The 18,090-nt window shown below is 49.9% G+C and carries 18 protein-coding genes; 6 read left to right on the top strand and 12 right to left on the bottom strand.

The window, feature by feature from the left end; genetic code table 11:
- Positions 1-3: 3 nt before the first annotated feature.
- The 4 genes from rsxG to gloA are packed head-to-tail and all read left to right on the top strand — an operon-like array spanning position 4 to position 2,387.
- Entirely contained in the window at positions 4-627 is a 624-nt protein-coding gene (gene rsxG / locus ABNT34_RS19145; RefSeq protein WP_348734506.1) for an electron transport complex subunit RsxG, read from the top strand.
- A gap of 7 nt (positions 628-634) precedes the next feature.
- Positions 635-1,330 carry an electron transport complex subunit E gene (locus ABNT34_RS19140; protein WP_348734505.1) on the top strand — a complete coding sequence of 232 codons (696 nt, stop codon included), beginning with the start codon at positions 635-637 and terminating at the stop codon, positions 1,328-1,330.
- 13 nt (positions 1,331-1,343) lie between these two features.
- Entirely contained in the window at positions 1,344-1,976 is a 633-nt protein-coding gene (gene nth, locus ABNT34_RS19135) for an endonuclease III (RefSeq protein ID WP_348734504.1), read from the top strand.
- A 9-nt stretch (positions 1,977-1,985) separates the two neighbouring features.
- Positions 1,986-2,387 (top strand): lactoylglutathione lyase, encoded by a 402-nt coding sequence (gene gloA / locus ABNT34_RS19130; RefSeq protein ID WP_031571174.1) that lies wholly within the window; start codon positions 1,986-1,988, stop codon positions 2,385-2,387.
- Positions 2,388-2,432: 45 nt separating this feature from the next.
- Here gloA and ABNT34_RS19125 read toward each other — a convergent pair whose 3' ends face one another.
- From ABNT34_RS19125 to ABNT34_RS19100, 6 genes are all read right to left on the bottom strand, one after another.
- The gene (locus tag ABNT34_RS19125) at positions 2,433-3,335 is read right to left on the bottom strand and encodes an aspartoacylase (RefSeq protein ID WP_348734503.1); all 903 of its coding nucleotides are present in this window, start codon (positions 3,333-3,335) and stop codon (positions 2,433-2,435) included.
- A 124-nt stretch (positions 3,336-3,459) separates the two neighbouring features.
- A complete protein-coding gene (locus ABNT34_RS19120; RefSeq protein ID WP_348734502.1) occupies positions 3,460-3,681 on the bottom strand; it encodes a (2Fe-2S)-binding protein in 222 nt (73 codons plus the stop codon).
- Positions 3,682-3,758: 77 nt separating this feature from the next.
- Positions 3,759-4,157 carry a DUF2750 domain-containing protein gene (locus ABNT34_RS19115; RefSeq protein ID WP_348734501.1) on the bottom strand — a complete coding sequence of 133 codons (399 nt, stop codon included), beginning with the start codon at positions 4,155-4,157 and terminating at the stop codon, positions 3,759-3,761.
- Between the two features lie 86 nt (positions 4,158-4,243).
- On the bottom strand, positions 4,244-5,140 hold the full coding sequence (locus tag ABNT34_RS19110; protein WP_348734500.1) for a peptidylprolyl isomerase: 897 nt from the start codon (positions 5,138-5,140) through the stop codon (positions 4,244-4,246).
- Complete coding sequence (locus tag ABNT34_RS19105) at positions 5,140-5,586, bottom strand: YqaA family protein (protein ID WP_348734499.1); 447 nt, start codon at positions 5,584-5,586, stop codon at positions 5,140-5,142. The genes ABNT34_RS19110 and ABNT34_RS19105 overlap by 1 nt, the downstream gene beginning before the upstream one ends.
- 16 nt (positions 5,587-5,602) lie before the next feature.
- Entirely contained in the window at positions 5,603-6,016 is a 414-nt protein-coding gene (locus ABNT34_RS19100) for an MAPEG family protein (RefSeq protein WP_348734498.1), read from the bottom strand.
- Positions 6,017-6,207: 191 nt separating this feature from the next.
- Here ABNT34_RS19100 and ABNT34_RS19095 point away from each other — a divergent pair, with 191 nt between their 5' ends.
- Positions 6,208-6,786, top strand: coding sequence for a thymidine kinase (locus ABNT34_RS19095; protein WP_348734497.1), 579 nt, complete (start codon positions 6,208-6,210; stop codon positions 6,784-6,786).
- Positions 6,787-6,801: 15 nt separating this feature from the next.
- Positions 6,802-7,908 carry an MJ1255/VC2487 family glycosyltransferase gene (locus ABNT34_RS19090; RefSeq protein ID WP_348734496.1) on the top strand — a complete coding sequence of 369 codons (1,107 nt, stop codon included), beginning with the start codon at positions 6,802-6,804 and terminating at the stop codon, positions 7,906-7,908.
- Between the two features lie 54 nt (positions 7,909-7,962).
- Here ABNT34_RS19090 and ABNT34_RS19085 read toward each other — a convergent pair whose 3' ends face one another.
- The 6 genes from ABNT34_RS19085 to ABNT34_RS19060 form a co-directional block, all read right to left on the bottom strand.
- Entirely contained in the window at positions 7,963-9,921 is a 1,959-nt protein-coding gene (locus ABNT34_RS19085) for a nucleoside-diphosphate sugar epimerase/dehydratase (RefSeq protein WP_348734495.1), read from the bottom strand.
- A 96-nt stretch (positions 9,922-10,017) separates the two neighbouring features.
- A complete protein-coding gene (locus tag ABNT34_RS19080; RefSeq protein WP_348734494.1) occupies positions 10,018-11,169 on the bottom strand; it encodes a polysaccharide pyruvyl transferase family protein in 1,152 nt (383 codons plus the stop codon).
- A gap of 3 nt (positions 11,170-11,172) precedes the next feature.
- Entirely contained in the window at positions 11,173-12,243 is a 1,071-nt protein-coding gene (locus tag ABNT34_RS19075) for a nitroreductase family protein (protein WP_348734493.1), read from the bottom strand.
- Positions 12,244-12,253: 10 nt separating this feature from the next.
- Positions 12,254-14,104: an acyltransferase family protein gene (locus ABNT34_RS19070; protein WP_348734492.1), complete on the bottom strand. Its 1,851-nt coding sequence runs from the start codon at positions 14,102-14,104 to the stop codon at positions 12,254-12,256.
- 305 nt (positions 14,105-14,409) lie between these two features.
- Positions 14,410-15,846 (bottom strand): hypothetical protein, encoded by a 1,437-nt coding sequence (locus tag ABNT34_RS19065; protein WP_348734491.1) that lies wholly within the window; start codon positions 15,844-15,846, stop codon positions 14,410-14,412.
- 160 nt (positions 15,847-16,006) lie between these two features.
- A complete protein-coding gene (locus tag ABNT34_RS19060) occupies positions 16,007-18,088 on the bottom strand; it encodes a hypothetical protein (RefSeq protein ID WP_348734490.1) in 2,082 nt (693 codons plus the stop codon).
- Positions 18,089-18,090: the final 2 nt, after the last annotated feature.

Below are 18,090 nucleotides of genomic sequence, written 5' to 3'. Positions count from 1 at the left end.
CTTATGCTGAAGTTTGTCAGTAAAAATGCGTTGTTGCTGGGCCTTGCTGCCGTCGGCTGCGTGGCGGTGATCGCCGGAGTCAACCAGCTGACGGCCGCAACTATTGCCGAGCAGGCGCAGGCACAAAAACTGAAAGTGCTGAAAGAAGTGTTGCCACCGAATCATCAGGACGACGCTTTGCTGGAACATTGCCTGGCCGTCAATGCGCCAGAGGCCTTTGGTGTCGCGCCAAGCCGGCTCTATCGCACTATGGTCGATGGCCAGCAGGTCTACGTCAGCGAAACGGTCGCGCCGGACGGTTATAGCGGCAATATCAGTTTATTAGCCGCCATTCGTGCCGACGGCTCAGTACTTGGTGTGCGCACCATCGCGCACAAAGAAACACCGGGCCTTGGCGACAAAATTGAAGTCAAACGCCACCCGTGGATTTTAAGCTTCGCCGGCAAACAAGTGGAGTCGGCCGACGACAAACGTTTTGCGGTGAAAAAAGACGGCGGTGAATTCGACCAGTTCACCGGCGCTACTATCACTCCCCGTGCTGTGGTTGGTGCTGTTAAACGCGCCGCCCTGTACATCAAAGCGCATCCGGAACTGGCGGCACAAACCGCTGGTTGCCCGGCAGCCTGAGGTGGATATGCAACAATATCAAGAGATTATCCGTAACGGCTTGTGGAAAAACAACCCAGGGTTGGTGCAGTTATTAGGGCTGTGCCCGCTGCTCGCGACCAGCTCGTCGCTGACCAACGCGCTTGGGCTCGGTTTTGCCACTATGCTGGTGCTGGCTGCCACCAACGGTGTGATCAGTCTGTTCCGCCAGCACATTCCGAATGAAATCCGCATCCCGGTGTTTGTCATGATCATCGCTTCGGTGGTGACCGCCATTGAATTGCTGATGCACGCTTATACTTTTGCCCTGTATCAATCCTTAGGCATTTTTATCCCGCTGATTGTCACCAACTGTATCGTGATTGGGCGGGCCGAAGCTTTTGCCTCAAAAAATGCTGTTTTGCCGTCGATTTTTGATGGTCTGATGATGGGCACTGGCTTTTGCGCTGTGCTGGCCACTTTAGGCGCCATTCGCGAAATTCTTGGTCAGGGCACTTTGTTCGACGGTGCCGATTTATTATTGGGTTCCTGGGCAACCGTGCTCAGAATCGAACTGTATCAGGCCGACAGCCACTTCCTGCTCGCCATCCTGCCGCCAGGCGCTTTCCTGGTACTGGGATGTCTTATCGCCGCGAAGAATGCTATTGAAGCGCGACGCAAAGCCAGCCAGGTGCAAAAAACCAGCATCCAGCGCGCCCGTGTCACCCAGGTCAGCAGCAGCTAAGCGAACGCAACCGATGAACAAAGAAAAACGTATTGAGATGTTAAGCCGCTGGCGCGCAGCCAACCCAAAGCCCGAAACTGAGCTGGAGTTCAGCAGCCCGTTTGAACTGTTAATTGCCGTGCTGCTATCCGCGCAAGCCACAGACGTCAGCGTGAATAAAGCCACTAAAGGCTTATTTGCCGCCGCCCCTACTCCAGCCAAAATGCTGGCGCTTGGCGTCGAAGGCGTCAAACAACACATTAAAACCATCGGCCTGTTTAACACCAAAGCCGAAAACGTCATCAAGACCTGTCAGATTTTGCAGGACCAACACAGCGGTCAGGTGCCGGAAAACCGTGAAGCATTAGAAGCTTTGCCCGGTGTGGGCCGCAAAACCGCCAATGTGGTGCTCAATACTGCGTTCGGCTGGCCAACTATCGCCGTCGATACGCATATTTTCCGCGTCAGTAACCGGATGAATTTTGCACCGGGTAAAAATGTCGATGAAGTGGAAGCGAAATTACTCAAAGTAGTACCGGCTGAATTTAAAGTCGACGTGCATCACTGGCTGATTTTGCACGGCCGCTATACCTGTGTGGCGCGCAAACCCAAATGCGGCAGCTGTCTGGTGGAAGATTTGTGCGAGTTTAAACAGAAAACTGAATAGGAACATCAAATGCGTATACTGCACACTATGCTGCGGGTCGGTGACCTGCAGCGCTCCATCAGCTTTTACACAGAAGTGCTCGGCATGTCTTTGCTGCGTACCTCCGACAATCCGGAGTATCAGTACACACTGGCCTTTGTCGGTTATGGTGATGAAGCCAGCGGCGCGGTGTTAGAACTGACCTACAACTATGGCGTGACCAGCTACGACAACGGCAATGCCTTTGGTCATATCGCACTGGAAGTCGACAACGTCTATACAGCCTGTGATTTAATCCGTGCCCGTGGCGGCGTGATCAGCCGCGAACCCGGCCCGGTCAAAGGCGGCACTACGGAAATCGCTTTTGTGCGCGACCCGGACAACTATGCGATTGAACTCATTCAGAAAAAAACCAGTTACCAGCAGCTGTAACTGACAAAACAAACAAGGCGCCAATGGCGCCTTGTTTTTTCAGCATCATTCCACCTCAATCCAGACTTTGTCATTCAGCGACATCGCCAGATTGTTGTCGTAATACGCCGCTTCATTGATAAATGTCGGATAAACCACCTCAGTGCCATCGTAATTCAGCACTGTGCCATCAAACAGAGTGAACAAAGGCGCACCCGGTTCTATCGGCTGATAGTCGCGGTCCTGGATATTTTTATGCACCATGCCGAGTCGCTCGCCATTGGCAGCTAACGGCAATTTAATTGAATGCAGGTAACGGAAGGCTTCCACCCGTTTTGGTAATGCCGGTAACGCATCAGTGTTGTACAGCTCGATAAAATCGAGAATATGCTGCGTCATCTCGTGCATCTGTTCCAGCACGTCCTGCCGTAACACCGACTGCGGCTGGGGCCCGACTTCAACTATCACGCCATAAGTACCCACGGTACAGAGCAGCGCGTGATCTTCAGCAGCAAAATGGTCTTCGTCACGTGAAATCACCGCGTCCGGCATTTTTAAACGGATGTAACCGGCCAGCAAATTATAAATCCGGCCCGGCTGGGTCAAAATCAGGCAAGCGCCCATATTGCTGGTGGTGTTGTGTAAATCAATAACAAAATCGGTTTTTGCTGCGCCTTTAGGGCCAAGTTCGGCATTAATCACTTTGGCGCGGCTTTGTTCGTAATTGGTCAGCAACGGATTGGCTAAATCGGCGGTTTTAAACTGGCGGTTTAAATCACTGTGCAAATAGCGTTTATTCGCCTGATGCGCTTCTGGATTAGCAAATAAGGTTTTGCAGCTGAAACTACTGCGCGCCATCAGTTCGGGCTGGTTACGGTAGCGTTTTTCCAGATAAATACCGGAGAATTCATTGCCATGGGTGCCGCCAACAATAGCGACTGTGCGAATAGAAGATGGGGCTGTACTCATGATGACCTCAGGACTTTGGCAAAACGAAGCGGTATTATGCCCGTTTTTACCCGGCTGAGGCAGAGGAAATACGCAAGAATCAATAAAAATGCAGATTTACTGCATATAAAATCAAAAAACCGGCTTAAGCAGCCGGTCTTTGCATGATCACCTGACAAGGAATATATAAGGTGGAATGTTGCTGCTGCAAACTCTTTTGCAGCACATCCTGTGCGGTCTGCACGCATTTACCACACTGACTGCCAACGCCCAAGCATTGTTTCATTTCCCGCATCGAGGTCATGCCCTCGGCAACGTGCGCGCGGATGGTCTTGTCAGTGACAGCTTTACAAACACAAACGTACATATGAACTCCGGCACCAGGTGACGAAGTTCATTGTAATAGTATTGCGAATTGTTATCAATAGCGTGCGCACAAAATGATCAGTGCTCGTTTTCTTCCTGCGTCGCTTCCAGCAGTGTTTCGGCCAGTTCACCCGGCTCCACTACAATGCCTGGTTCGTCGGCGTGTGGGAATACTGCAACCATCAGCTCATCGCCATCGAGGCCTGCAGTCCATTTATCCAGCCAGGTGGCGATATCTACCGCCTGTGCCTGACAGTTGGCCCAATCGCCTTCAATCCACAGATTGGCGACTTCGGCGTGTGGCCACACCGGAATACAACGTTCGTCTTCGGCCGTGACCAGCACAAAACCTTCGTCATCGGTCAGGATCCAAATCTGTTCCAGATCGGCCACTGCATTAATAAAATACTCGTAGCGCTGTTCGGCATCGAGTTTAGTGACTTTTTGAATATCATCCGCGGACAATGCGTATTCCATACTGAGTTACCTTTGCTGTTATTTTTTGCTATCACATGATGACGCAAAGCAAGGCTCTCAGCCAGCGCTTTGTCATCGGGCTGCTATTACTGCGCTGTTTTTAACCGCACCGGCGCACCGAGATAACAGATATCCAGCTTACCGTTGCCTTTGTCCTGATAAAACTCATCCGATCGTGCCCGGCGGCGCTTCAGCATTTGCTGAAAATCGTCGCTGTTGGTCAGTTGCTGCTGCAACGGCAATTGCGCTGCTTTGGGAAGCTCAGAGCCCAAACGTGCACTGACAATCATGCCCCGACGCGCCTTCACACCTAAAATTCCGCCAGCAGCTTTATCGCCGCGCGGTACCAAATTCAGCACTTCGGTCCCCCAAATCACCCGGCCAAATACGTTCATATTCTGGTCCAGGTGACGTGGCGCTTGCCCTTGCATAATGGCAAAGTCGGTGGTGGCACTGGCCGGATTTGCGTCCCGCGCCATATTCACCAGATTCGGACAATGAATCAGCCACTCCCGCCCTTTAGCCCGCCCTACCGCAAAGCCCTGATTAAAACCAGTTTCTTCGGCAAGCATGTCGCCGCTTTGCACTGGCGTGTAAAAGTCTTTGCCGCGTATTGGCCAGCTGAATTCAGCCGGTAACGGCGGATAGGATTTCGTCAGTTTAGCCGGATGCGTTTCGTCTTCCGGCAACCCAGCCTGCAACACAAACTGGTCAATCACCCGGTAAAACCCCAGTCCATCATAGAAACGGTCCTGTACCAGCTGACGAAAACGCGCACTGGTTTTTGGTGTGAATGGGTCTGCAAGCTGCAGCACCACCTGCCCGACTGTTTTGTCACCATCGCTGAGCTGCAAATACACCAGCTGCTGCTGCGGAATATCCAGCCAGCTTTGCTGTGGCTCAGCCGAAGCCGCCAACGCCCATTCAGGCAATAACGCCAGTAGCATCAAGGCTGCCAGCCATTTGTTGCATCTCGTCTGCATCAAACCAGTCCTTTTAACAGAGTGTCTGCCGCCAGTAATAACACGCCATAACGCGCGCCTTTGGCAATGAGCACCAGCGGGATAAATTGCCAGAGCGGATATCGTAAAATGCCCGCCACCACTGTCAGTGGGTCGCCAACTACCGGCAGCCAGCTGAATAAAATCGCATATGGGCCAAACTTGTAGCTCCACTGCTGCGCCCGCTGCAGTTGTTCCGGGCTGGCTGGAAACCAGCGTTTATGCTGAAACCGGGTGACCTGGGAACCTAACCACCAGTTCAACACTGAGCCAACACCATTAGATAAAGTTGCCACCAGCCATAACAACCAGACGTCATAGCCTTGATACCACAAAGCCGCCAATACGATTTCGGAGCTGCCCGGCAATAAACTGGCTGAAGTAAAAGCGCTGACTGCCAACAACGCATAGCCGGATAAATTCCACATCAATAATGCTGCCCTGTTACCACATCACCACGACCAGGCGCAGCCAGAACGCCCACAGCACCACACAGCTTAATAGAAACAGGTTAAAACGCACCCGCACCTGATTGCTGGTGACATGCACCAGACTGTGCAACACTCTGAGCGCCACATACACACCCGCCAACAAGACAAAAACGACATCGGCTTGTTGTTGCTGCAATACCGCCAGCACACCAGCGAAAAATAACACCGGCATTTGCAATAAATTATCGAAATTACGACTGGCAGTGATCACTTTTTCATTGGCTCCTGCCAAATCCATAGTGCGAAAGGCATTGAGATGAAATTCGCGGTTACGGGCGGCGGCAAAACGGCGTTTTCCCATCAACAGCATGATGCCGCTGGTCAACGCCACCTGCAAAAACATAATAAGGACCAGATACTTATCCATGAGTTTATTCCTGTATTCAGAGATCTTTGCCGCCAGACTAAAGCATTCGCAGCGATGAAACCAGCCTGCTATGGCTGGCCTACGACAAAATGTCATGCCACTGCCATCTGCCTGCAACGCGACAGGCACATCTTGGGTTAAAGCAGCAGCTTTGGGTATACTGCGTTTTTTTCTGACGCGGAGTCCGCCCGATGGCGCAGCTGTATTTTTATTATTCGGCGATGAATGCCGGCAAGTCGACGGCTTTATTGCAAAGTGCGTACAACTATCAGGAACGCGGCATGCAGGTCGCGATTTTCACTGCGGCCTTTGATGACCGTTTTGGCATCGGTAAAGTCAGTTCGCGTATTGGTTTGTCGATGGACGCGTTGTTGTTTGATGAAGAGCTGGATTTTGTCGCGCGCTGCAATGCACTGCGTGAATCGCTGGGCCGGCTGGATTGTGTGCTGATTGATGAAGCGCAGTTCCTGACGAAAAACCAGGTCCGGCAGCTCACCGATGTAGTCGATACCCTGCGCATTCCGGTACTGGCTTTTGGTCTTCGCACCGATTTTATCGGGGAAACTTTTGCCGGCAGTCAGGCGTTGTTGGCCTGGGCTGACAAACTGATTGAATTAAAAACCATCTGTCATTGTGGCCGTAAAGCCAATTTTGTTGTCCGGCTCGACGCGGATGGCAAAGCGGCCCGTGCAGGTTCACAGGTCGAGATCGGTGGCAATGACAGATATGTCTCAATGTGCCGGCTGCATTTTAAGGAGCTGGTCTGGTAAATAAAGGAGTACCCGATGCGACTGTTATATGGCGTGCAGGCGACAGGTAACGGTCACATCAGCCGGGCCCGGGCGCTGCAACAGGCACTCGCCGCTCACGACATCCATATTGATTTTTTATTTAGTGGCAGGCCAGCAGCCCAACTCTTTGATATGCAACAGTTTGGCGATTTTCAATGGCGCAAAGGCCTGAGCTTTGTCAGTAAAGCAGGTAAAGTGGACCATCGGCAAACACTGTGGCAAGCGGATATCCGTCAGCTTTGGCAAGATATCCGGCAATTGGAAACCCGCCGGTATGACCTGGTGTTAACTGATTTTGAACCTGTCACCGCCTGGGCTGCAAGGCGCCAGGGCACGCCTTTGATTGCGCTCGGCCATCAATATGCGTTGACCGCCCCCACACCACTTGCAGGGATGGACCTGTTACAGTGGCAGATCCTACGCTTTTTTGCCCCAGCCCGGCTTCATTTGGGCCTGCACTGGCATCATTTTGATCATCCACAGCAACAAGGCCGCCTGGTGCTGCCACCCATTATCCACGTTGCGCGCGCTGATCTGCCAGACTGCAGCGACCAACCGGTGCTGGTGTATCTGCCGTTTGAAGCTGCCACAGACGTGTTGCAATGGCTGGCACCTTTAACGCAATACCGGTTCAGGCTGTACGGTGTAGGCCAGCCAACACATGGCTTAGCCCATATCGAGTGTTGTCCCGCTTCAGTTCAGGGGTTTAAGCAGGATTTAATTCAGGCCAGTGCCGTCATCAGCAATGCCGGTTTTGAACTCATCAGCGAAGCATTGCAGCTGCAAAAACGTATTTTGGTCAAACCTTTAGCAGGTCAGCCGGAACAGGCCAGTAATGCATTGGCACTGCAGCAGCTGCAACTCGCTGCGGCACAGCCAGCATTAAACAGCGCGGTTATCAACCAATTCATACGCCACTTCCAGCCACAGGTGCAGGTCAGTTACCCGGATGTCGCGGCAGCTATTGCGCTTTGGTTGGTACAGGCGGACTGGTATCGGGAGTCAACCCTAACGGCGTTATGGCAGCAGACCCGGTTTTATCCTGCATCTGCTAACGAGATGAGCCTGAAACAACCCGCAGTGATGCAACAGCCTGCGTAACCGGCCAACACTTTTTGACCGGCATGTTTTCATGGGTAATGAAAAAGACTTAATTCAGCTGATCCTGGCAATGGCAACAGGTAGCTCATTAATCTCCGGCTTTTTCTGGACAATTTTTTCTGACGGAGTCTGAGTCTGCTGTAAGTCAACCAGATCGCAGACGGCACTGCTGTGACTAAAGCCGGTTGGCGCTTCTGTGATGAGCTCGACAATACGTTCCACAGCAAAATGATCACAATGATGTTCCAGCTGCCGCAACAGCTCAGCCATGTCTTTCCAGTTCAAAGAGAGTTCGTTGGCCGCCATGATACGGGGATGCGCAGTCTGCCGCACATTCTCGCCAATCAGTAATTCTTCATACAATTTTTCGCCAGGACGCAAGCCAGAGAACGAAATTTCAATGTCACCATCCGGATGTTGGTTGTCTTTGACCTCCAACCCCATCAAATGCACCATGCGCCGTGCCAAATCGGCGATGCGCACCGGCTCGCCCATATCCAGCACAAATACATCGCCGCCTTTGCCCATGGCACCGGCCTGGATCACCAACTGCGCGGCTTCAGGGATGGTCATGAAATACCGGATAATTTCCGGGTGTGTCACAGTAATGGGACCGCCGTTACGGATCTGCTCGCGAAATAACGGCACCACAGAGCCGGAAGAACCCAACACGTTGCCAAAACGCACCATACAAAAGCGAGTACGGCTCTGCCGGATTGCAAGCCCCTGCAATACCAATTCAGCCAGGCGTTTGGACGCGCCCATAATATTGGTTGGCCGCACCGCTTTATCAGTGGATACCAGCACAAAGGTTTCAACATCAGCTGCAACTGCAGCTTCCGCAGCATGCCAAGTTCCGAATACGTTGTTGACGACGCCTTCAACAACGTTGTATTCAACTAGAGGCACGTGTTTATAAGCTGCCGCATGGTAAACCGTCTGCACGCCAAACTTAGTCATCACCGCATGAGCTCTAGCTTGATTCTGTACATTGCCTAGTACTGGCTTTAATTCAATTTCCAGATGTTCATTTTGGATCAGCGCGCGTAATTCCTGCTCAATGCTGTATAGAGCAAACTCAGAGAGCTCAAACAAAATCAGTGACTTTGGCTCATACTGCACAATCTGTCGGCAGAGTTCAGAACCAATAGAACCACCGGCACCGGTGACCATCACCACTTTGTCTTTGATGTTGGCATGCATCAGTTTGAGCTTAGGTTCGACCGGATCCCGTCCTAATAAATCTTCAATTTTGACATCCTGCAGCTCATCTATTCGCATCGAGCCATCAACGATGTCGCTCATACCCGGCACTGTTTGCACCGGAATCGGCATGTTGCCGAGGCTTTCTAATACTTCACGCCGGCGGGCACGACTGGCCGATGGTAAAGCCAGTAGAATACGGCTGACATTTTTTGCGCGGATAATGGCTGCAATTTGACTAGGGCTTCCCACGTGAATGCCAAGAATGGTCGAGCGTTGCAGGGTAACGTCGTCGTCAACAAAGGCAACCGGATGAAACTGTTCGCCATTTAGTAAAGCCTGCGCTAACTGCCGCCCTGAAGAACCGGCGCCATAAATCAGCACCCGCTCTTTATGCACAACGTTCCGTTGTAAAATCAGATTACGCACCAGCAGACGGCTGCCGCCTGTCAATAACAAGCTAATCAGCACATAGACTGCCAACAAACGCCCCATGTTTTCGATTTGGAACAGTTCGAACAGCAGTAACAACACCAAAACATTACTAATGACACCGGCCAGCACAGCGCCGAGAGCGTGTTGTCCCATATACCGGATCACAGCACGGTAGAGACCTAGCTTCACGAACACCATGATGGAAATCGGCAGGGATAATAAGAACATCACTGAAAGTTTAGTCAGGATGGAATCGACATCATTTTGAGTAATGAAAGTCGCGGAAAAAATAGATATGAATAAGAAAACAACGTCGGCAATGACACTGATAAAGCGTTTTGCATATCTTGGCAGCGCTAACAGCAGCTCCAACATCAGTGAACCTCCATTTTACCCGGCAGCATACATTTCTCCCTTGTCTCGAAAAACGGTCTCTAAAACAAAATCCGGAGAAAAGGCTGATGACTAATTCTACGCGCGAACCGACGTTTTGTCAGCCACTTCAAGCCACATGTTGGCGGCAAGTTGCTGAAGCTTGGCTGAATGTTGCTGCAAGGAATTTTTTAACTCGTCTGAACTACATTGCGTAAAGAGCTTTTCAAGCACCTCTTCACTGGAATCCAGTCCAACTAACCATTCAGTACAAGCATAATCTGCATATAAGTGTTGATACTTATGCGACCAGGATGTGCCAATGCATGGTACGCCCTGACTCAATGCGCTAACGCAACCGTGAAATCTGGAGCTGAATACCAGACCGGCATGGCCAATCCAGGCCTTGACCGTCAACGGATCATCGGGCTGTAAAACTGAAACCATCTCATCTTGCTGAAATTGCTGTTTAAGTTCAACACATAGTGCTTGATCAATGTCACCTTCATGATTCAGGATCAACACAGGCCAGTCTTTTTCACGACACAATTTTACATAACGGGCCATCAGTTGCTTGTATTGCTGAACCTCGATCGCGGTCTTACCCTTGATCATCTGGTAGTTCGGGATCAACAGGGCAAAAAACTGCTTTGCGCGCTCATCAGCCAATGCCGAACTGTGCAGCAGATTAGTAAAGTCCGGCGCCTGACGTAGCTTGTTTTCATCACAACCGGCGTCTTTTAAGTAATTGAAACTTTCAGCATCACGGGCAAATACCAGTGTGCTATTGGCTACGGCCTGACGCAATTTCGCCTGATCGCTGGACGCCGTAAATGGGCCAAAAGCCTGAGGTAATAAGACGTAATAACCCTGATTTTGCCTTACGCGACGCGTATTCGCTGCCAAAAACGTCACGCCAAAACGCCCCCAGCGATCGCCATAGGCAAAGCCGGATGCGTCCAAAACCACATCGATATCGCACTGGAACACAATGCCAAACCATTGACGTAACTTTCGACGAACAAAGGAAGGCAAACAAGCCACCAGCCAATTGAGATCAGCCCGATAAAATTGCAGTGGAGCTATCTGTAAGGCACCAAGCAGTGCCCGCTTTTTATAGGGTGAATTTGGCCCTGGTAAAAGTGCTAATTCCGCATCCGGATAAAGTTGTTTCATTTGCTGCAAAACTGCATGCAACATCAACTCGGCGCCTTTGTTAACAAACTGCACGCCTTTAATTTCTACAATCATGGTTTAATCATCGATAGTCTGAAGTAATTGATCAGAGGTTTTTTTTACAGATGCCGGGATGCCACCACTTTGGTCTGCATACCCAACGGCTAATAACATGACCGGACGATGGAATACCGCAAGTTTGAGACGACGCTGCATCTTCAGTTCCAGCGATTCAATATCTGGCCAGTTAATCGGGCAACTCGATAATCCCAGGGTTTCGAGAGCCAACATCAGTTGCATCGCAAACAAACCACCATCGACATAAATGACATGACGATCCCGTTCCGCTTCATAACAGGACTGATCTCCGACGATGACACATAAACAACGAATGTTTTCAGCAAAACCGCTGGTTCCCATCGCAAGTTTTGCGATACGGGCAGCTTGGGCCGGGTGCTGACTCATTTTGACAAAAAACGGCTGCCGGTTACAGGCTGAAGGAGCTTGACTGGCCATCTGAATGGCCTGTGCGATTAAATCAGCCGGCACGGGCTGTTCAGTAAACCAGCGCACGGAACGTCGTTGTTGCATCAACAAATGCAGCGCTTCAGGACTGATCGCTGCGACGGTCTTATCGGCTGCTGGATATGGCGTTAAGACGTCCTCGTTACGGTCCCTTTGCGAACCGTGTTGCTGTAACTGGCTAAATCTTTCTGCCAGGTGACTTACATGCGGCGTGGGAGAGACGACAGAAAAATACTGCGCCAGCACTGCCTGTGCCCAGGCCAACTCAGACGGCGAAAACTCTGACCTGCGTAAGCAAAGCTCAAACAGATCAATGGTCTGATCAATATAATCTAAAGCAAAAATGTCTTTACGCGGTCGCATGATCAAAGCTTTTTCCAGCCGATGAATATTCCGTCGTAATTGGGCACTGCTGAAGGCCGGGGCTTTTAGTTCCTCTGCATGCCGGGCGCGGCCGGCTAATACCGCATGTTGTTCTCGTCCGAAAGCGGGCCTCAACATCAGATAATAGAGGACGGATGTCACGCGACTGCGACTGCAGACAGCAACAGCTCTGTGATCCAGAGCCGCCAGCCATGTTTTGAGTCTTTGCTTGAATGCGGGTGACAACAGTTGTTTCAACATACTAGCCAATTTAATCGATCTGCAGATTGCGAAGCATAAAGTCTGCGCCTTGTCTGGTGAGGTGAGATGTATCCCATTGTATAGGAATGCCGTTGTTGTCGGTATATCGGCAGTCTGGGGCGCATTGCTGTTCGAGCATCGAGTAGTATTGACCACCTTCTGCTTTTACAAGTTCTGACAGTCCGAGGTCAACCACTCTCAAATTGGTAATATTACTTTGAGCCGCGACATTGTTGGGCGCTACCTGGTTAAAAATCAGTAACCGGGGTAGCGCCAGTTTAAAATCGAGGCCTGGACCAATGACTATAACACGTTGATTTTTCAACAGGCGAAGCGTCTCCCGCAATGCAGGAATATCGTTTAATTGCCAGCGAGCGGCCAGAATCACCGCGCGATAGGCAGGTTGTTCCGATACCTTATCAAAAGTTGAACGGACAATCTCAGCACAACGGCCTGCTAACGGCGTAGCACCGGATAACAATGGTTTACACCCCGCCGCTGTGACTTGCCCGACAATGGTTCCGCTGAATTTATCCCGTAAAGCCTGATTTAAATGAGCGGCATGACTATCCCCAAGCAACAACAAAGCTTGCTGTTGCTGGCTATGCGGCAAACACTGTTCTGTTCTGAGACTCTGCCACTGCGCATTGGCCTGCGTGATAAAACACTGGCCCTGGCCATAATGACTGTTTTGCTTTTTCATATAACCGGCCAAAGCGACCTGTGCCGGGTCAAAACGTGATGGCAGTCCCTGTTGCCCAGCTATCCAGCCAGACATCGCCAACAGACCAAGGGTCGACAGCAATACAACCATCAAGGCGCGGTTTCGAAACATTGGCGCCATACGGCGGCAAGGTTGTTCGACAAAGCGCCAACTGACAAAACCCAACAACACCGAACCGGCCAGCAAAGTGATAATAACAGGCAACGAGAATGCCGCGGTATAAGCCAGCTTACAAAAAATGATCAGCGGCCAATGCCATAAATAGACCGAATACGAGATGTTACCAAGCCACACTGCGGGTCTGACACTCAACAACCGACTAACCCAGGTTTCAGGTTGAGTAACAACCCAAAGCAACACCATAGTGGCCAGCGTTGGTACTAAAGCGGCTATACCGGGGAATGCGGTGGTCTTATTCATCATCAGCATAGCGAGCAATAAAGCCGCAATCGAAACGACCCCTAGCCCGTCAGCCAATAAAGGATGCTGCCTGTATTTACCACAGACAAATACCATGCAGGCACCGGCAGTAAACTGGAAGAAACGTAACGGACTGGCAAAAAATGCCGACTCAGGATCCAGTAACGTCCAGCTATACGCCATTGCATAAAGTACGGCCGTCAGCGTTACTAAACTTACAAATAGCTGGTGACGTCGGCGAAGCAGCCATATCAACAGCAGCGGAAACAATAAATAGAACTGCTCTTCGACCCCTAAACTCCAGGTATGCAGTAAGGGATTTGTTTCCAGTTGTTCTGAAAAATAACCGGCCTCGCTCGCAAAATACCAATTGGACAGGTAGAGCAATGCGCTGATGGCTGTGGTTGCCAGCGCACTGAATTCATCAGGCAGCAATACAAACCATGCAACCAGCAGCGACACCAGACAAGTCAGTAACAACGGTGGTGCCAGGCGCAGCAAACGACGGGTGTAAAAAACACTGAAACTAAAGTGGTTGTTGCTGTGATCCCGCAGGATCAGGCGCGTGATAACAAAACCGGAGATCACAAAAAAAATATCAACTCCGATGTAACCACCGCTGAAGATATAAGGCAAAACATGGAAGAGCAGAACCAGAGAAACAGCGACCGCGCGTAATCCCTGAATGCCGGGATCTTGGCGGTGAGTGGCTAACATAATGACAACATTCCAATTGCGCCAAAAAAAAAAGCTTCACAAAAAACTTTGCGAAGCTTACATAGAAATTGAATTCAGTCCAAGCACATTGTAATCGGAAAAAAGTAAAAAATCTCGTTTTTTCTGCAGAAAATGCAGAAAAATCGGCCGATTTTTAACATTGTCAAAAAAATCCCATCTGGTTGTCATAAATTCGAATAAATCAAAGGTTTAAGTGAGAATCATTGACAGGAATATGCAGCCTTTTATTTCTTTCAGGCATAAAAAAACGGACCCAAAGGTCCGTTTTTTAATCATTCAGTTAATTACTTAACTTGAACTTTAGAGTCGTTGTTTACAATGATACGCTCACCAGTAACAGTGTCAACGAATGCAGAGTAAACAGAAGCTGTTTTCTCTGGAACGTTAGCAACAACTTTCACAGAGAATTTGCCATCAGCAGCACCGGCAGCAGCCAGTTCAGTTTTGATAGCGCCTGCGATGTTAGTAGTGGTTTGACCAGCTACAGTTGCAACTTTCTTGTTGCTCAGTACTGAAGTACCGTCTTCTTTGTAAACGTCAACATATACGTCGCCAGATACAGTTGAAGCGTTGTTCAGTTGAACGATAGTGTTGTACGCTTTACCGCCAACTGTACCGAATACCAGGTATGGAACTTGAACAGTTGCACCGTTCAGAGTCCATGCACCAGCGTCAGCAGAAACTACTTTAGAAGTAGCTGCACCAGTAGCTGGAGTGTAACCGATGGTAGATGCTACCGTGAAAGCACCCGGAACCAGAACTGGTTTAGTTGCAGAAACACCTGGAGCGTTGAACTGGACAGTTGTTGCAACTGGGCCGTCTGTTACGTCAGTAACAGTGAAAGAGTATTCAGTTTTGGCAGCGTTCAGAGTACCTACAGAGATAGTATCATCGCCAGCAGCACCTGCAGCGCCTTCATCAGCAGTAGTAACAACAACCGCTGCAGCTAACTCGCCAGCGCTTACAGTACCGTCTTTGTTAGTATCCGCAAATGAGAAGTCACCAGTGATTTTGTATGCAACAGAATCGAAGTTAGCATCGTGAACTGCAGCAGCTGCTTCAGTAGGAGTGATTACTAAAACATCGTTTGCAACGTCTGCACCAGCCGCGTCAACGAAGATCTGACGAGACTTAGCTACGTTGATCACGCCGTCCAGTTTGGTAGTAACGCTTGATGCGAACTGAGAAATCACGTTCACAACAGTTGCTTCTTTAGTTCCCAGGTTGTCGATTACCAGAGTACCAGTTACGTTAGCTGCAGAGTGTGTAACTTTAATTGCGCCAGCCGCATCAACTACAGACGCAGTTTTAAATTTCAGACCAGTAGCCTGGAAAGTCGCAACACCGTTGAAAGCGACTAATGCATCAGCGTCAGCGCCGTCAGTCGTGGTAGTGATACGGAAAGTTACAGAGTTGGCAGTTGCTGATACGAAACCAACTGTAGCACCGTCACCGTTACCACCGAAGCTAACTGCCATTGCTGGAACAGAAGCTGCTGTATCCAGTTCAGCACCAGCGAAAGTCAGAGTGATAGTATCACCTGTGGTGTACTCAGCACCAGCAGCAGCATTGATTTGAGGAACGTCGATATTAGTTTGGTTAACAGCACCCTCTTGAGATACGTTAACTGCAACTGTCGTAGACAGGTTAACAGCAGATGCGTTGAATGCAGCAGCAGTTAAAGCAGCAGCAACTAACGTCTTTTTAAAAATTGTTTTCATTCGAACTTTCTCCAATTTCATGAAATTGAAACATCTAGCATCTTGCTTTCGTTTCTTTTTAGATTAAGAAACTGGGACTAACCAATTTCCTCACCACATTCTATTACCGTGACAAAGATTGTCAACGGTAAATTTTTAAAAAAACTACCCTTTTCACTCGCTAATTGCCTGTTTTTTCTTCAACAAAATGAATTGAATCCAGTGCTTCGGATAGTTTACTGCTGATACTTTCCCATTCTTCACTGTTATCCACAACTCTTGGCGTGATGAGTAAGACTAGTTCAGTTTTTTCTTTTGTCTCAGATTCTGATTTAAATAGGGCTCCCAGCAACGGTAAACTGGCTAAACCCGGCACTTTGCTGTCAGACGCTGTGCTGCGCTCAGAGATTAAGCCACCGAGTAAAATGGTCTGACCGCTTTGTGCAATCACTTCAGTACTGATTTGACGTTCAAAGATGGTTTGGTTGCCTTCGACCGTTACGCCCCCCTTCACCGCGTTTGAGCTTTCCTGTTTGATCTCCATCACGACCAAGCCCTGCGCACTGATACTGGGCGTCACAGACAGCTTGATGCCAGTTTTACGGCTGGCGACACTACGCGTTTGCGCACCGGTGTTCGGATTCTCAGTGGTGCCGGTGACAACAGGCACATCTTCACCAATATTAATTTCAGCCGTCACCCCATCGCGTACTACAATAGATGGGCTTGACAGGACATTGACGCGCTCGTCAGTTGACCGCAAGCGTGCGACAAAAGTATCGAGATTCTTTGAGTAAGTGGCGCCAATGCCGACAATACTGCCAACACCCATATTACCGGCATCACCCAATCCGAAACTGCCATTTTTCAGCGCAAATTCAACGCCCATGGCAAATTCACCTTTGAGGCTCACTTCCGCGATGGTGGTTTCCAACATAATTTGTTTGGGCATCACATCGAGTTTTTCAATCATTGGCAGCAATTCTTTGTAATGCTTGCCAGCGGTGTAGAAAATCAATGAGTTCGACCGCGCATCTACGGTCATTTTTAACAAATCATTTTGCACCGAAGCAGCACCACTGCTTGTGGTTCCGGTGCTGCCAGTCCGCGCCTGCGTTTGCTGCGGTTGACGCGCTGCTGCTGGCTGCGCCGATTGTGTATCGCGACGGGTATTGCCCTGACCGTTGTCCTGTCCAATTAACGCGGATAACGACTCACCAATATCTGCAGCACGGGCAAAACGCGGGTGGAACATAAAATAACGTTTTTCATCACCCTGATTGGGTTGGTCTAATTGCATCGCCCAATATTTTAAGCGGTCGATATACAGCTGATCTGCAGCAAACACTGCGACTGAACCGATTTGCGGCAATGGAATAAGCACCAGATTCCGACTACCCGGCTTGCCCATATCCAGCGGTAAACCTTCACTTGCCAACAGTTCATTGACCTGTTTGGTAAAATCGTCAGTCGAAATATAGGTCAAACGCATCAGGCCGATATTTTTGCCACGCACAGCTGGCGTATCGAGGATATTCAACAGTTCAATGGCGCGAATGACTTTGTCGCGTTCGCCCTGAAAATAATAAGCGCTTTGGCCCTGGACTTCCTGCACCCGCACGCCGGCGATGTCACGAATAGTGGTTTCTATCGACAAATCGCGATTGTATTTAACCGGCACTAACTGCGTGACAATACCCAAACTTTGCGGCACATCCTGCGGGTTGCGGCCAAAACCGAAGGTACCGGTCGGCTGATTATCCGCCGCTTTGGGATGGATGAAAAATACATCATCTTTTCGCGTCACCTGAATATTGCGGCTGGCCAGTAGTTCGCTTGCCAGAATAAACAAACGACGTGGGCTGACACTATCCTGAATGTTCAGGGAAAATGGCTGCTCTAAATTGGCGATGCCGTCAGCCAACACATAATTGACTTTGAGCTGTTCTCCAAATACGGTGTGAATAAACTCATCGCCCGGCAGTTCGTCAGCAGACAGTGTCAATTCGCCCTGGTCCGAAAAGGCAGAGGCTACATCCAGGCTGCTTTGTACGCGGGTGCGTTGCACGCTTAACGGCGTTAGCTCGGTATATCCGCCATTCGCTTTGGGCAAATCTTCCGGCGGTAATTCATTGGCAATGCTTGATGTGTTGCCTGAACCCGCAATTTTGCTTTGTGGAATGGTAAAAGTTGCCGGTTTGGTGGCACAGGCTGACAACGCCGCCAGCACAAATAAAGAGACCGTAGTGCGGACCAGATACATTT

Origin of the sequence: Rheinheimera texasensis (assembly GCF_964031785.1) — a bacterium.
Classification (GTDB): Bacteria; Pseudomonadota; Gammaproteobacteria; order Enterobacterales; family Alteromonadaceae; genus Pararheinheimera; species Pararheinheimera texasensis_A.
The sequence above is the reverse complement of the archived record's forward strand: the minus strand, read 5'-3'. Positions and strand labels throughout refer to the sequence as shown.

Excerpts from the sequence above, each read along its gene's own strand:
- rsxG (WP_348734506.1), top strand. The coding sequence starts at position 4 with ATGCTGAAGTTTGTCAGTAAAAATGCGTTGTTGCTGGGCCTTGCTGCC.
- ABNT34_RS19140 (WP_348734505.1), top strand. The coding sequence starts at position 635 with ATGCAACAATATCAAGAGATTATCCGTAACGGCTTGTGGAAAAACAAC.
- nth (WP_348734504.1), top strand. The coding sequence starts at position 1,344 with ATGAACAAAGAAAAACGTATTGAGATGTTAAGCCGCTGGCGCGCAGCC.
- gloA (WP_031571174.1), top strand. The coding sequence starts at position 1,986 with ATGCGTATACTGCACACTATGCTGCGGGTCGGTGACCTGCAGCGCTCC.
- ABNT34_RS19125 (WP_348734503.1), bottom strand. The coding sequence starts at position 3,335 with ATGAGTACAGCCCCATCTTCTATTCGCACAGTCGCTATTGTTGGCGGC.
- ABNT34_RS19120 (WP_348734502.1), bottom strand. The coding sequence starts at position 3,681 with ATGTACGTTTGTGTTTGTAAAGCTGTCACTGACAAGACCATCCGCGCG.
- ABNT34_RS19115 (WP_348734501.1), bottom strand. The coding sequence starts at position 4,157 with ATGGAATACGCATTGTCCGCGGATGATATTCAAAAAGTCACTAAACTC.
- ABNT34_RS19110 (WP_348734500.1), bottom strand. The coding sequence starts at position 5,140 with ATGCAGACGAGATGCAACAAATGGCTGGCAGCCTTGATGCTACTGGCG.
- ABNT34_RS19105 (WP_348734499.1), bottom strand. The coding sequence starts at position 5,586 with ATGTGGAATTTATCCGGCTATGCGTTGTTGGCAGTCAGCGCTTTTACT.
- ABNT34_RS19100 (WP_348734498.1), bottom strand. The coding sequence starts at position 6,016 with ATGGATAAGTATCTGGTCCTTATTATGTTTTTGCAGGTGGCGTTGACC.
- ABNT34_RS19095 (WP_348734497.1), top strand. The coding sequence starts at position 6,208 with ATGGCGCAGCTGTATTTTTATTATTCGGCGATGAATGCCGGCAAGTCG.
- ABNT34_RS19090 (WP_348734496.1), top strand. The coding sequence starts at position 6,802 with ATGCGACTGTTATATGGCGTGCAGGCGACAGGTAACGGTCACATCAGC.
- ABNT34_RS19085 (WP_348734495.1), bottom strand. The coding sequence starts at position 9,921 with ATGTTGGAGCTGCTGTTAGCGCTGCCAAGATATGCAAAACGCTTTATC.
- ABNT34_RS19080 (WP_348734494.1), bottom strand. The coding sequence starts at position 11,169 with ATGATTGTAGAAATTAAAGGCGTGCAGTTTGTTAACAAAGGCGCCGAG.
- ABNT34_RS19075 (WP_348734493.1), bottom strand. The coding sequence starts at position 12,243 with ATGTTGAAACAACTGTTGTCACCCGCATTCAAGCAAAGACTCAAAACA.
- ABNT34_RS19070 (WP_348734492.1), bottom strand. The coding sequence starts at position 14,104 with ATGTTAGCCACTCACCGCCAAGATCCCGGCATTCAGGGATTACGCGCG.
- ABNT34_RS19065 (WP_348734491.1), bottom strand. The coding sequence starts at position 15,846 with ATGAAAACAATTTTTAAAAAGACGTTAGTTGCTGCTGCTTTAACTGCT.
- ABNT34_RS19060 (WP_348734490.1), bottom strand. The coding sequence starts at position 18,088 with ATGTATCTGGTCCGCACTACGGTCTCTTTATTTGTGCTGGCGGCGTTG.